Origin of the sequence: Amycolatopsis sp. SB7-3 (genome assembly GCF_041021335.1) — a bacterium.
Classification (GTDB): domain Bacteria; phylum Actinomycetota; class Actinomycetes; order Mycobacteriales; family Pseudonocardiaceae; genus Amycolatopsis; species Amycolatopsis japonica.
In genome coordinates this window covers 74,113-86,836 of the sequence record NZ_JBFPJQ010000008.1, presented here as the reverse complement: position 1 = coordinate 86,836, position 12,724 = coordinate 74,113, and the positions used below count along the sequence as shown (strand labels likewise).

Genomic DNA, 12,724 nt, shown 5'->3' with positions numbered 1-12,724 from the left:
GGCGTCTTCTGCCCGTATCAGCCATCCATCGGAGGTCTCCATGAGTTCCGGTCATGCCCTGCTGGCCGTCGGCGGGGCGTTCCTCGCCGCCGGTGTCATCGCCAGAGCCGGCGCCCGTATCGGGCTGCCCACGATCCCCCTGTTCATGCTGGCCGGTTTCGTCTTCGGCCCCAACACCCCCGGACTGTCCCTTGTGGACGATCCGAAGGAACTCGGTGTGCTCGCCGGGCTCGGCCTCGTCTTCCTCCTGTTCTACCTCGGCCTCGAGTTCTCCCTCGACGACCTGGCCAAGGGCGGGCGCAAACTCGTCTGGTCCGGGCTGATCTACCTGATCCTGAACATCGGCGGCGGGCTCGCCTTCGGCTTCCTGCTCGGCTGGGGGACCAGGGAGGCACTGGTCATCGCCGGTGCCATCGGGATCTCGTCGTCGGCGATCGTCACCAAACTCCTGCTCGAATCCCGCCGGATGGACAACCCCGAATCCCGGCTGATCATGGGCATCATCGTGATCGAGGACATCTTCCTCGCCCTCTACCTGGCCTTGCTGCAGCCGGTGCTGTCCGGCGCCGGGAGCTTCGGCTCGGCGCTCGCCGATTTCGGCAAGGCCTTCGCGTTCCTGATCGTGATGGCCGCGCTCGCCCGCTGGGGTGGCCGGGTGGTGTCGAAGCTGTTCGGCTCGGCCGACGACGAATTGCTGACCGTCTGCTTCGTCGGGGTCGCGGTCATGGGCGCCGCCGTCGCCGAGGAGGTCGGGGTGTCCGACGCCATCGGCGCGTTCATGGTCGGCATGATGCTCGGCGGCTCGAAGGTCGCGCCGCGGATCCACAAGCTGGTGCTCCCGCTGCGGGACGCGTTCGGCGCGCTGTTCTTCTTCATCTTCGGGCTCAGCATCGACCCGAACGCGGTCGGCTCGGTGGTCGTGCCGGTGCTGATCGCGGTGGCGCTGACGATCGTGCTGAACCTGGGCGCGGGCGCGCTGGCCGCGCGGGTCAACGGGTTCGATCGCCAGGCCGGGGTGAACATCGGGCTGACCGTGCTCACCAGGGGCGAGTTCTCACTGGTGCTCGCGGCGATGGCGACCGCGGCCGGGCTCGACTCGAGGGTCGCGCCGTTCGTCGCGGGCTATGTCCTCCTGCTGGCCGTGATCGGTCCAGTCGCGGTCATCCGCTCCGAGAAACTCACCTGGTTGCTACCGGCGAGTATTGTCCGAGGCTCGACCCGCCGCGACGAGCCGGCCAGGGCGACGTGACGAGGAGGCCTGGGTGACGGAGCGGTTCGGCGGCTACCAGAACGAGATCTACCTGCAGGGACTCGGCGGCACCTTCCCGCCGTGCTCCACCGACGCCACGAAACTGGAGGAGTCGGCGCGGGAGATCCTGGAGCCTGGACCGTTCTGGTACGTCGCCGGTTCGGCCGGTTCCGGCGCCACCGCCCGGGCCAACCGCGAGGCCTTCGACCGGTGGCGCCTGGTGCCGCGGATGCTCACCGGCGCCACCGAACGCGATCTGTCCACGACCGTGCTGGGCACGCCCGTTCCGGCGCCGGTGCTGCTGGCGCCGGTCGGCGTCCAGTCGATCGTCCACGAGGGCGCCGAGCCGGCGGCCGCGCGGGCCGCGGCGTCTGTCGGCCTGCCCTACGTCATGTCGACGGCGTCGTCCACGAGCATCGAGGACGTCGCCGAGGCCAGTGGTGAGGGGCCGCGCTGGTTCCAGCTGTACTGGCCGACCGACAACGACGTCTGCGCGAGCATCCTGGCGCGGGCGAAGGCCGCCGGGTTCACCACGCTCGTCGTCACCCTCGACACCTGGACCCTCGCCTGGCGCCCGAACGACCTCGACCACGCGTACCTGCCGTTCATCAAGGGCGAGGGGCTCGGTGTCCCGCTGAGCGACCCGGTGTTCCGCGGCCTGCTGGAGAAGACGCCGGAAGAGGACGCGCCGACCGCGATCCTGCGCTGGATCTCGATGATCACCGGCACCGACAGCACCTGGGACCGGCTGCCGTTCCTGCGCGAGCACTGGGACGGGCCGATCGTGCTCAAGGGCATCCAGCATCCCGACGACGCGCGCCGTGCCGTGGACGCCGGGATGGACGGGATCGTCGTGTCCAACCACGGCGGCCGCCAGGTCGACGGCGCGATCGCGTCGCTCGACGCGCTCCCGGAGATCGTGGCCGCGGTCGGCGACCGGCTGGAGATCCTGTTCGACTCCGGGATCCGTACCGGCGCCGACATCGCCAAGGCGCTCGCGCTCGGGGCCAAGGCCGTGCTGGTCGGGCGGCCGTGGGTGTACGGCCTGGCGCACGCGGGGGAGGACGGCGTCCGGCACGTGCTGCGGAGCCTGCTCGCCGACCTCGACCTGACCATGGGCCTGTCCGGGCACCGGCGGCTCGCCGACCTCACTCCGGCCTCCCTCACCCGCGTTTAGTCCTCTGAATGCGGTAGTTCGCGCTGCCAACTACCGCATCCAGAGGACGAAATGCGTGGGGTGGTGGTGACGTGCGGGATATTCGGAGGCCCGGATCGTCACGCACGGCTATCCTGGTGCCGGTCATGGCTTCTCAACCTTCCCCGCTCGGCGCCCTGCGCGCTCGCCTGCCCGAATTGATGTCGCGCGACGAGCACCGCCTCCGGCGCCGGCTCGACGGTGCCCGCAAAGCGCGCAACGCGGAGTCGATCGCCGCCCAGATCGAGGCCGACATCGAGGCCGCCGAACTCCGCATCACGCGCAGGCGGGACAGCGTCCCGAAGATCTCCTTCCCCGAAGAGCTGCCCGTCAGCCAGCGGAAGGACGAGATCGCCGAGGCCATCCGCGACCACCAGGTGGTGATCGTCGCCGGGGAGACCGGGTCGGGCAAGACGACCCAGCTGCCCAAGATCTGCCTCGAACTCGGCCGCGGCATCCGCGGCCAGATCGGGCACACGCAGCCGCGGCGGCTGGCCGCGCGCACGGTCGCCGATCGCATCGCCTCCGAGCTGAACACCGAACTCGGCGAGACCGTCGGCTACAAGGTCCGGTTCACCGACCAGTCCGGCCAGGACACGCTGGTCAAGCTGATGACCGACGGCATCCTGCTCGCCGAGATCCAGACCGACCGGATGCTGCGGCAGTACGACACGCTGATCATCGACGAGGCGCACGAGCGCAGCCTCAACATCGACTTCATCCTCGGCTACGTCAAGCAGCTCCTGCCCCGGCGCCCCGACCTCAAGGTGATCATCACCTCGGCGACGATCGACCCGGAGCGGTTCTCCAAGCACTTCGACGACGCGCCGATCGTGGAGGTATCCGGCCGGACGTATCCGGTCGAGGTCCGCTACCGGCCGATCATCGACCCGGACGATCCGGACGCCGATCAGGACCGCGACCAGACACAGGCCATCTGCGACGCCGTCGACGAGCTCCAGCACGAGGGACCAGGGGACATCCTGGTGTTCCTCTCCGGCGAGCGGGAGATCCGCGACGCGGCGGACGCGCTGTCCAAACAGGACCTGAGGAACACCGAGATCCTGCCGCTGTACGCGCGGCTTTCGTCGTCGGACCAGCATCGGGTGTTCCAGCGCCACACCGGGCGCCGTGTCGTACTCGCGACGAACGTCGCCGAGACCTCGCTGACCGTGCCCGGCATCAAGTACGTCATCGACCCCGGCACCGCGCGGATCTCGCGCTACAGCCATCGCACCAAGGTGCAGCGGCTGCCGATCGAGCCGGTCTCGCAGGCATCGGCGAACCAGCGCAAGGGCCGCTGCGGCCGGACGTCCGACGGTATCTGCATCCGGCTGTACTCCGAAGACGACTTCGACGCGCGGCCCGAGTTCACCGATCCGGAGATCCTGCGGACCAACCTCGCGTCGGTCATCCTGCAGATGACCTCGCTCGGGCTCGGCGACATCGCGGCGTTCCCGTTCGTGGAGCCGCCGGATCGCCGTCAAGTGACCGACGGCGTCCAGCTGCTGCAGGAACTCGGCGCGTTCGAGATGTCGGACGGCAAGAAGCTCACCGAGACCGGCCGCAAGCTCGCGCAGCTCCCGGTGGACCCGCGGATGGCGCGGATGGTGCTGGAGGCCTCGCGCAACGGCTGCGTCCGCGAAGTGATGATCATCGCCTCCGCACTGTCCATTCAGGACCCACGTGAGCGGCCGGCGGAGAAGCAGCAGGCGGCGGACGAGCAGCACGCGCGGTTCGCGGACAAGACGTCGGACTTCCTGGCGTACCTCAACCTGTGGGAGTACGTCAGCGAGCAGCAGAAGGCGTTGTCCACCAACCAGTTCCGCCGCATGTGCCGCAACGAGTACCTGAACTACCTGCGCATCCGCGAATGGCAGGACATCTTCAGCCAGCTGCGTCAGCTGGCCAAACCGCTCGGCATCACGCTCAACACCTCCGGCCCGGCCGATCCGCAACGTGTGCACACGTCGCTGATCGCCGGGCTGCTGTCGCACGTCGGCCTCAAGGATCCGGCCAAGGGCGACTACCTCGGCGCACGCGGGGCGCGGTTCTCGGTGTTCCCGGGTTCGGCGTTGTTCAAGAAGCAGCCGCGGTTCGTCATGTCGGCCGAACTCGTCGAGACCTCGCGCCTGTGGGGCCGGGTCAACGCGCGGATCGAGCCCGAATGGGTCGAGCCGCTCGCCGGGCACGTCGTGAAGCGGAACTACTCCGAGCCGCACTGGGAACGCAAGCAGGGCGCGGTGATGGCGACGGAGAAGGTGACGCTGTACGGCGTCCCGCTCGTCGCCGACCGCCGGGTGAACTACGGGCGCATCGATCCCGAGGTGAGCCGCGAGCTGTTCATCCGGCACGCGCTGGTCGAGGGCGACTGGGAGACCCGCCACCACTTCTTCCGCGAGAACCGCGCGCTGCTCGACGAGGTCGAGGACCTGGAGAACCGGGCCCGCCGTCGCGACATCCTCGTCGACGACGAGACGTTGTTCGAGTTCTACGACCAGCGCGTCCCGGCCGACGTCGTCTCCGCGCGGCATTTCGACAGCTGGTGGAAGAAGGCGCGGCACACCGAGCCCGACCTGTTGAGCTTCGAGAAGACGATGCTCATCAACGAGACCGCGGGCGGCGTGCGCGAGGCCGACTACCCCGACTTCTGGACGCAGGGCACGCAGACGTTCAAGCTCACGTACCAGTTCGAGCCGGGTGCCGACGCGGACGGTGTCACCGTGCACATCCCGCTGCCGGTGCTGAACCAGGTCACCCCGGACGGCTTCGACTGGCAGGTTCCCGGCCTGCGCGAAGAACTGGTGACGCAGCTGATCAAGTCGCTGCCCAAGGCGATCCGGCGCAATTTCGTGCCGGCCCCCGACCACGCGAAACTGGTGTTGTCGCGGGTCGGCCCGGCCGACGGGCCGCTGTTGCACGTGGTCGCCGACGAGCTGGAAGCGTTGCGCGGGGTGGTGATCCCGGACGACGCCTGGCAGCTGTCGACGGTCCCCGAGCATCTGAAGATGACGTTCCGCGTCGTCGACGTACGCGGCAAGAAGGTGTCCGAAGGCAAGGACATCGAGGCGCTCAAACGAGACCTGAGCGGCCAGGTGCGCGCGACGATCTCCAAGGCCGCCGACAGCATCGAGCGCGAGGGGCTGACGACCCCCGCGTTCGGCGAACTGCCGAAGGTGTTCGCGAGCAAGCAGCGCGGGCACGACGTCAAGGCGTATCCGGCGCTGGTCGACGAAGGCGGTTCCGTGGCGGTGCGGCTGCTGGACACGCCGGGCCAGCAGGAACAGTCGATGTGGGCGGGCACGCGGCGGATGCTGCGGCTGAACATCCCGTCGCCGATGAAGTTCATCACCCGCAGCCTCGGCAACTCGTCGAAACTCGTGCTGAACCGGAATCCGCACGGCTCGGTGGCGGCGCTGCTCGAAGACTGTGTGGATTGCGCGGTCGACAAGCTCGTGGCCGACAACGGGGGACCGCGCTGGGACGAGGCCGGATTCGCCGTCCTGCTGGAAAAGGTGCGCGCGGGCCTGAACGCGGGAGTGCTCGACGTGCTGACCAACGTCGAGAAGATCTTGCGCGCGGCCAACGACGTCGAGACCCGGCTGGCCGACACGCGCGGCCCGAAGGACTCGCTCGCCGACATCCGCGCGCAGCTGGACGGGTTGGTGCATAAGGGTTTCGTGACCGAGACGGGGCAGGACCGGCTCAAGCACGTCGTCCGGTACCTGCGGGGGATCGAGCGGCGGCTGGAGAAGCTGCCCACCGAGCCGACCCGGGACATCCAGCGCACCGGCGACATCGCCTGGCTGCGCAACGAGTACCAGGCCGCCCTCGACGCGCTCCCGCCGGGCACTTCGTCACCCGCGCTGCGGGAGATCCGGTGGATGATCGAGGAACTGCGGGTGAGCTTCTTCGCCCAGACCCTGGGCACCGCCCACCCCGTCTCGCTGAAGCGCGTCATCAAGGCCCTGGACGACGCCGCCCGCATTTAGTCCTCTAAATGCGAGTTCGCCGTTCAATCACGCGAGTCACGCCCCCAATCACGCGTGTCGTCCCTCTGATCACGCGAGTTCGCCGCCTGATCACGTGTGCTCCGTGGGCTGGAAAACGGGACTCGCGTGATTGAGCCCGGCACTCGCGTGGCTGGGGCCGGTACTCGCGTGGTTGGAGACGGATCTCGCGTGCTTGGACGACGCCGCCCGCATTTAGTCCTCTAAATGCGAGCCGCATTCAGAGGACTAGATGCGAGTCACTTGGCGTCGGCGTAGGTGTCCACGGCAGCGATGTGCAGCGGGAACCGGACCGGGCAGGCGGCACCGAAGAGCAGCCGCGCCGCCTCGGCCATGCTGTCCACAATGGACTGCGAGACCTCGTCGGCGAGGTCGGCCGGGGTGTGTACCAAGACCTCGTCGTGCTGGAAGAACACCAGGTGCGCGGGGGCGGGCAGCCTGCCGCGCAGGGTCGCCAGCAGGACCGCGGTCATGTCCGCCGCACTCGCCTGCACGACGAAGTTGCGGGTGAACCGGCCCCAGTTGCGCGCCGCCTGACGCGCCTTCAGCTCGCCGGCCTCGTCCGCCGCGACCCCGCCGGTCAGCGCGCGCCACGCCTCCGACGGCGCGGGCGACGTCCGGCCCAGCCGCGAGCGGACGCGCTCCCCGCGCTCCCCGGCCTGCGCGGCACGCTCCACATAGGACACCGCGTCCGGGAACCTGGTGCGCAGCAACGCCAGCAGCGGCCCGGCCTCACCGGACGTGCCGCCGTACATCGCCGACAGCATCGCGATCTTCGCGCGGTCCCGGTCGTCCCTGTCGTCCCACGCGGGCACGGGCACCCGGCGCACGCCGGAGAACATCGCCTCGGCGAGGCTCGCGTACAGATCCGTGGCCGCGGCGACGTCGGCGAGCTTGCGGTCTCCGGACAACGCCGTCAGCACCCGCGGCTCCAGCTGCGCGGCGTCGGCGACCACCAGCTTCCAGCCAGGATCGGCCCGGACACAGGTCCGCAGGACCTTCGGGATCTGCAGCGCGCCCCCGCCCCGGCTCGCCCAGCGGCCGGAGACGACCCCGCCCACTACGTAGTGCGGGCGGAACCGTCCGCCGCGTACCCACTCGTCGAGCCAGGTCCAGCCGTTGGCCGAATGCAGCCGCGCGAGCTCCTTGTACTCCAGCAGCGGTGGGACGGCGGGGTGGTCGATGTCGCGAAGCAGGTACTTCCTCGCCGACGAGACCTCGATGCCCTCCCGGCCGAGCGCGCGGACGACGCTGGCCGGGGCGTCCGGGTTGACCGGGCGCCCGCCGAACGCGTCGCTGATCTTCGCCGCCAGCTCGACCAGCCGTTTCGGGCGCTGCCCGGCCGGGACGCGGGGCCCGAGCTGGTCGGCCAGCAACGCCAAATGCAGGTCCGCCCGCCACGGCAGCCCGTCGGCCGACATCTCCGCGGCCGCCAGCGCGCTCGCCGACTCCGCCGCGAAGAGCAACCGGAGCCGCTCCGGATGATCGGTCAGCGCGACCCGTTTCTCCTGCTCGGCCAGCACCCGGCGCGCCGCGTCGATCACCGTGACGCCGGCGGGCAGCCGAGGGCCGCGCGTCTCGAACAGCGTCGGCTGGTCGTCCTCGGCCCAGAGCGGCGGCTCGTCGGCGGGCGCCTCCTGCCCGTTCGCCCTGGCCAGCGCCGCGCGCAGGCTTCGCGACTCCTGCGGCCGTCCCTCGTGGGCCAGGAGCAAGCCCTCGATCAACGTCAGATCGTGGCAGCGCCGCACCCGGACGCCCGCCTTGATCAACACGGGATACGTCCCTTCGACCGACGGGAACACCCAACGGGGTGAGTGCTCCGCCTCCAGATCGCGTACTTCGGCGACGAACTCCGCGAGCTTCAGGCCGCGCCGCGGCGGCTGCCCGGAAAGTGCGATCGCGAAGTCGCCATCCTCCTCTTGACCTGCGATCGCCTGCACACTCACATTGTGGTGGTTCCCTCCGACATTTCTGTCACCAGACGGCTAGTGCGCCTGCGCTATCGGTCGGCTACTGTCGAGTAGCAACCCCATACCGCCGGTACGCGAACCATCGGTGGCATGGTGTCTCGCCGCAGCAGCAACGGAGGTGCCCGGATGAGAAACCCCACCGGCCTCGCCACCCTGGTGGCGGGCAAGGTGACCGAGACCGTGCGCAGCATCGACGTGATGCGCCAAGCGGGCCTGCTCCCGATCCCGCGGGTGGACGAGGGCCTGCGTTCGCTGGTCATGGTGCGGAAGTGGGGCCCGTTCGCCGGGGCGAACATGATCGCCGCCCGCCGCGACCCGACCGCGACCGGCATCATCGACGAGCTGGGGCCGCTGACCTTCAAGCAGCTCGACACCCAGTCGAACGCGCTGGCCAGGGCGTGGTCCGAACGCGGCCTCGGCCCGGGTTCGGTGATCGCCGCGCTGTGCCGCGACCACCGCGGTCTCGTGCTGACGATGCTCGCCTCGGGCAAACTCGGCGCCAAGCTGCTGCTGATGAACACCGGGTTCGCCAAACCCCAGCTCGCGGACGTCGCGAAACGTGAAGGCGTCACCGCGCTCGTGTACGACCAGGAGTTCACCGAGCTGCTGGACGCCGTCGAGGGCGACGTCGAGCACTATCTCGCCTGGGTCGATTCGGACACCGCGCGCCCGGCCGGCATCCCGGTCGTCGCCGAACTGGTCGCCAGCACCGACGACCGTCCGTGGCCCGCGCCCGCCAAACCCGGCGGATTCATCCTGCTGACCAGCGGCACCACGGGAACGCCGAAGGGCGCGCCGCGGCCGCACACCTCCGCACTGGCCTCCGCGCAGTTCCTCGACCGCATCCCGCTGCGCACCGGCGAGGCGACCTACATGGGCGCGCCGCTGTTCCACGGCACCGGGTTGTCGCAGTTCATCCTGTCGTTCGCGCTCGGTTCGAAGGTCGTCATGCGGCGCAAGTTCGTACCTGAGGAGACGTTGCGCGGCGTCGCGGAGAACCGCTGCACCACGCTGGTCCTCGTGCCGACGATGCTGCAGCGCATCGTCGACCTGCCCGAGGAGATCCGCGCCAAGTACGACACCTCGAGCCTGCGGATCATCTTCGTCGCCGGCTCCGCGCTGTCCCCGGATCTCGGGAACCGCGCGACCGCCGCGTTCGGCGACGTCGTGCACAACCTCTACGGCTCCACCGAGGTCGCGGTCGCGACGGTCGCGACACCCGAGGACTGGCGCAAGGCGCCGGGCACCGTCGGCCGCGCGCCGGTGGGCTGCAAGGTGGCGCTGTACGACGAAAAGGGCGGCAAGATCACCGAGCCGCATGTCACCGGCCGCGTGTTCGTCGGCAGCGGGCTGAGCTTCCAGGGCTACACCGACGGGCGCAACAAGGAGATCATCGACGGGCTGCTGTCCAGCGGCGACGTCGGCCACTTCGACGAGGACGGCCTGCTGTTCATCGACGGCCGCGACGACGAGATGATCGTCTCCGGCGGCGAGAACGTCTTCCCGATCGAGGTGGAGAACCTCCTGGTCGAACGTGAGGACGTGATCGAAGCCGCGGTCGTCGGCGTCGAGGATCCCGAGTTCGGGCAGCGGCTGAAGGCGTTCGTGGTGCGGGCCGAGAAGTCGGAGCTGGACGTCGACGGCGTGCGCGAGTACGTCAAGGCGAACCTCGCCCGGTACAAGGTGCCGCGGGACGTGGAGTTCCTCGACGAGCTACCGCGCAACGCGACCGGGAAGGTGCTGCGCAACAAGCTCCACTAGTACTCCCAGTCGATGCCGAAGACGCCGGGGCCGAAGTCCAGCGCGACGGCGTGGACACCGTTGCCCTGGTCCGGTTTGAGTTCCTTCCGGTCCAGCGGCGACGTGCCCTGGCGCGAATACTGCCAGCATTTCGCCGGGCTGGACTCCGGGTCGAACCGGACCTCCAGCAGGTATTCGCGCACGGGACGCCGGAACTCGCGGTAATGCGTGTTCCGGCATTCCGGGTACGGCGGCCCGGGGTTGGTCAGCGAGTACTCGATCAGGTGAGTCTCGCCGCGATCGATGGGCCGGTCGAAGAGCAGTTCGGCCACCGTGAGCCCGTGCTCGTCGTCGACCTCGGCGCGCCCGACGTGGCAGTTGCGCAGCGTGTTCAGCACCGGCGGCCCCGCTTCCGGGTCGCCCTGGGCGTACACCAGCAGCCAGCGGTCCTGCCCGTCCGCGCCCGCCTGGAACACCGCCCGCGCGGTCACCGCGCGTTGCCCGCCGTCCTCGGCGATCTCGCACAGGTCGTGCAGGCCGACGAGTTTCAGCTGATGGTGTTGTTCGAGCGCGTTGGGCGCGCCGACCTTCTCCAGCAGCGCCTGGAGCGCTTCGAGCGGGAAGGTCAGCGGCTGCTCGGTGGTGGCCCGGCTGCGGCGTGACGATGCCCCGCGCGGCCGCGGCGGCGGGAGCAGACTGAGCAGCGATCCGGCGGGGATCGCCAGCACCTCTTCGAGCACCCGGACGGCGGACAGCGAACTCTGCCGTTCCGGCTGACGTTTGCCCGATTGCCAGTAACTCAGCGCGGTCACGCTCACCGACGCGCCGCGCGCGAGCAGCCGGGCTTGGATACGGTCGAGACTCAGGCCGCTCGTGGCGATGGCCGATCGCAACGCGGTGGCGAACGCGGTACGCGGTTGATCATCATCGTCCGTGGTCACTCGGTCCGCCGCGCTCCCCGCCACCATATGCTGCCCGACCGCCCCCGTCTGCCGTTCCCTGACACCGCCCGGTTGATAACAACACGAATAACTTTAACAGTCTGAGGTAACGCTTCAGGGGCGCCTTCTGCCAGGAGAAAACGACTTTCCGGACGAGCGCCGTTACTCCTAATGGCCTAGTACTGGTAACTGTGAATCATTGCCCGGCCACCTGCGCACCGGCTTGCATGGCTCTCAACAACGATCATCCTCCCGGGTGATCCGCACGGCGCGGCAGGAAGGGAACCAGTGAGCAAGTCCCGGAAGAACCTGAAGTCCCGAAAGACCCGTAGCGGCCTCGTGGCGGGAGTCGCCCTCGCCGGTGTGACCGCGGCGGTCGCCACGTTCGGCGCGGGTGCGGCCAACGCCGACCAGCAGGGCGAGATCCGCGGCGCGGGTGCGGCCAACGCGGTCGGCGGCAGCTACATCGTCGTCCTCAAGCCCACCGCGGTCGGCCAGGGCGTCGCCGCGGCGAGCGAGATCACCGCGAACGTGGCCGCCAAGGCGCAGGGCCTCACCGGTCAGTACGGCACCACGCTGTCCCGCACCTTCGGCTCGGCGCTGAACGGCTTCTCGATCAAGGCCGACGAGGCCGCCGCGAAGCGTCTCGCCGCCGACCCGCAGGTCGCGTACGTCGTCCAGAACAAGACGTTCAAGATCAGCGAGACCCAGGACAACCCGCCGTCGTGGGGTCTGGACCGGGTCGACCAGGCGGACCTTCCGCTCGACAACAAGTACACCTACCCGGTGAAGGCCGACAACGTCACCGCCTACGTCATCGACACCGGTGTCCGCGGCTCGCACAAGGACTTCGGTGACCGCGCGACCGGCGGCAAGGACTTCGTCGACAACGACGACACCCCCAACGACGAGCACGGCCACGGCACGCACGTCGCCGGCACCATCGGCGGCACGGACCACGGTCTGGCCAAGGGCGTGAAGATCGTCGGCGTCCGCGTGCTGGACGCCAACGGCAGCGGCACCACCGAGGGTGTCGTCGCCGGTGTCGACTGGGTCGCGGCGAACGCCAAGGGCCCGTCGGTCGCCAACATGAGCCTGGGCGGCGGCGCGGACGACGCCCTGGACGCGGCGGTCAAGGGTGCCATCGACAAGGGCGTGACCTTCGCGCTCGCGGCGGGCAACGAGTCCTCCGACGCCGGCACCACCTCCCCGGCCCGGGTCAAGGAGGCCATCACCGTGGCCGCCAGCGACAAGACCGACAAGCAGGCCAGCTTCTCGAACTACGGTTCGGTCGTCGACCTGTACGCGCCGGGTGTCGACATCACCTCCACGTGGGGTACCGGTGACGACGCCACCAACACCATCAGCGGTACCTCGATGGCCGCGCCGCACGTCGCCGGTGCCGCCGCGCTGTACCTCTCGGCGCACCCTGACGCCACCCCGGCCCAGGTCGCCGAAGGTCTCGTCGCCGCCGCCGCGGACGGCAAGATCAGCAACCCGACCGGTGGAACGGCGAACAAGCTGCTCCAGGTCAAGTAAGGCCCTTGCGGACAGGCTGCCCCCGGCGAACTCCAGGCGCCGGGGGCAGCCCCCTGTCCAAGGGGCTCCCAGACTTGTTA

Annotated in this window: 7 protein-coding genes; 5 read left to right on the top strand and 2 right to left on the bottom strand. The window is 69.5% G+C overall.

Translation table 11 applies throughout. The annotated features are described in order from the left end of the window. The first annotated feature begins 40 nt into the window (after positions 1-40). The 3 genes from AB8M46_RS36785 (at position 41) to hrpA (ending at position 6,436) form a co-directional block, all read left to right on the top strand. Positions 41-1,249: a cation:proton antiporter gene (locus AB8M46_RS36785; RefSeq protein ID WP_038517693.1), complete on the top strand. Its 1,209-nt coding sequence runs from the start codon at positions 41-43 to the stop codon at positions 1,247-1,249. A gap of 13 nt (positions 1,250-1,262) precedes the next feature. Further along, on the top strand, positions 1,263-2,426 hold the full coding sequence (locus AB8M46_RS36780; RefSeq protein WP_360129283.1) for a lactate 2-monooxygenase: 1,164 nt from the start codon (positions 1,263-1,265) through the stop codon (positions 2,424-2,426). Positions 2,427-2,551: 125 nt separating this feature from the next. Then, a complete protein-coding gene (hrpA, locus tag AB8M46_RS36775; protein WP_394363167.1) occupies positions 2,552-6,436 on the top strand; it encodes an ATP-dependent RNA helicase HrpA in 3,885 nt (1,294 codons plus the stop codon). 257 nt (positions 6,437-6,693) lie between these two features. Here hrpA and AB8M46_RS36770 read toward each other — a convergent pair whose 3' ends face one another. Beyond that, a complete protein-coding gene (locus AB8M46_RS36770) occupies positions 6,694-8,400 on the bottom strand; it encodes a bifunctional 3'-5' exonuclease/DNA polymerase (protein WP_394363166.1) in 1,707 nt (568 codons plus the stop codon). Positions 8,401-8,550: 150 nt separating this feature from the next. Between AB8M46_RS36770 and AB8M46_RS36765 the strand changes: the two genes are divergently transcribed. Next, the gene (locus AB8M46_RS36765) at positions 8,551-10,185 is read left to right on the top strand and encodes an acyl-CoA synthetase (protein ID WP_037346774.1); all 1,635 of its coding nucleotides are present in this window, start codon (positions 8,551-8,553) and stop codon (positions 10,183-10,185) included. Here AB8M46_RS36765 and AB8M46_RS36760 read toward each other — a convergent pair. Next, complete coding sequence (locus tag AB8M46_RS36760; RefSeq protein WP_152611104.1) at positions 10,182-11,132, bottom strand: hypothetical protein; 951 nt, start codon at positions 11,130-11,132, stop codon at positions 10,182-10,184. The two genes, AB8M46_RS36765 and AB8M46_RS36760, sit on opposite strands and share 4 nt — an antisense overlap. Before the next feature lie 261 nt (positions 11,133-11,393). Between AB8M46_RS36760 and AB8M46_RS36755 the strand changes: the two genes are divergently transcribed. Continuing rightward, positions 11,394-12,644 carry a S8 family peptidase gene (locus AB8M46_RS36755; protein WP_037346775.1) on the top strand — a complete coding sequence of 417 codons (1,251 nt, stop codon included), beginning with the start codon at positions 11,394-11,396 and terminating at the stop codon, positions 12,642-12,644. Positions 12,645-12,724: the final 80 nt, after the last annotated feature.

Coding starts and splice junctions, on each gene's coding strand:
- AB8M46_RS36785 (WP_038517693.1), top strand. CDS start 41: ATGAGTTCCGGTCATGCCCTGCTGGCCGTCGGCGGGGCGTTCCTCGCC.
- hrpA (WP_394363167.1), top strand. CDS start 2,552: ATGGCTTCTCAACCTTCCCCGCTCGGCGCCCTGCGCGCTCGCCTGCCC.
- AB8M46_RS36765 (WP_037346774.1), top strand. CDS start 8,551: ATGAGAAACCCCACCGGCCTCGCCACCCTGGTGGCGGGCAAGGTGACC.
- AB8M46_RS36760 (WP_152611104.1), bottom strand. CDS start 11,132: ATGGTGGCGGGGAGCGCGGCGGACCGAGTGACCACGGACGATGATGAT.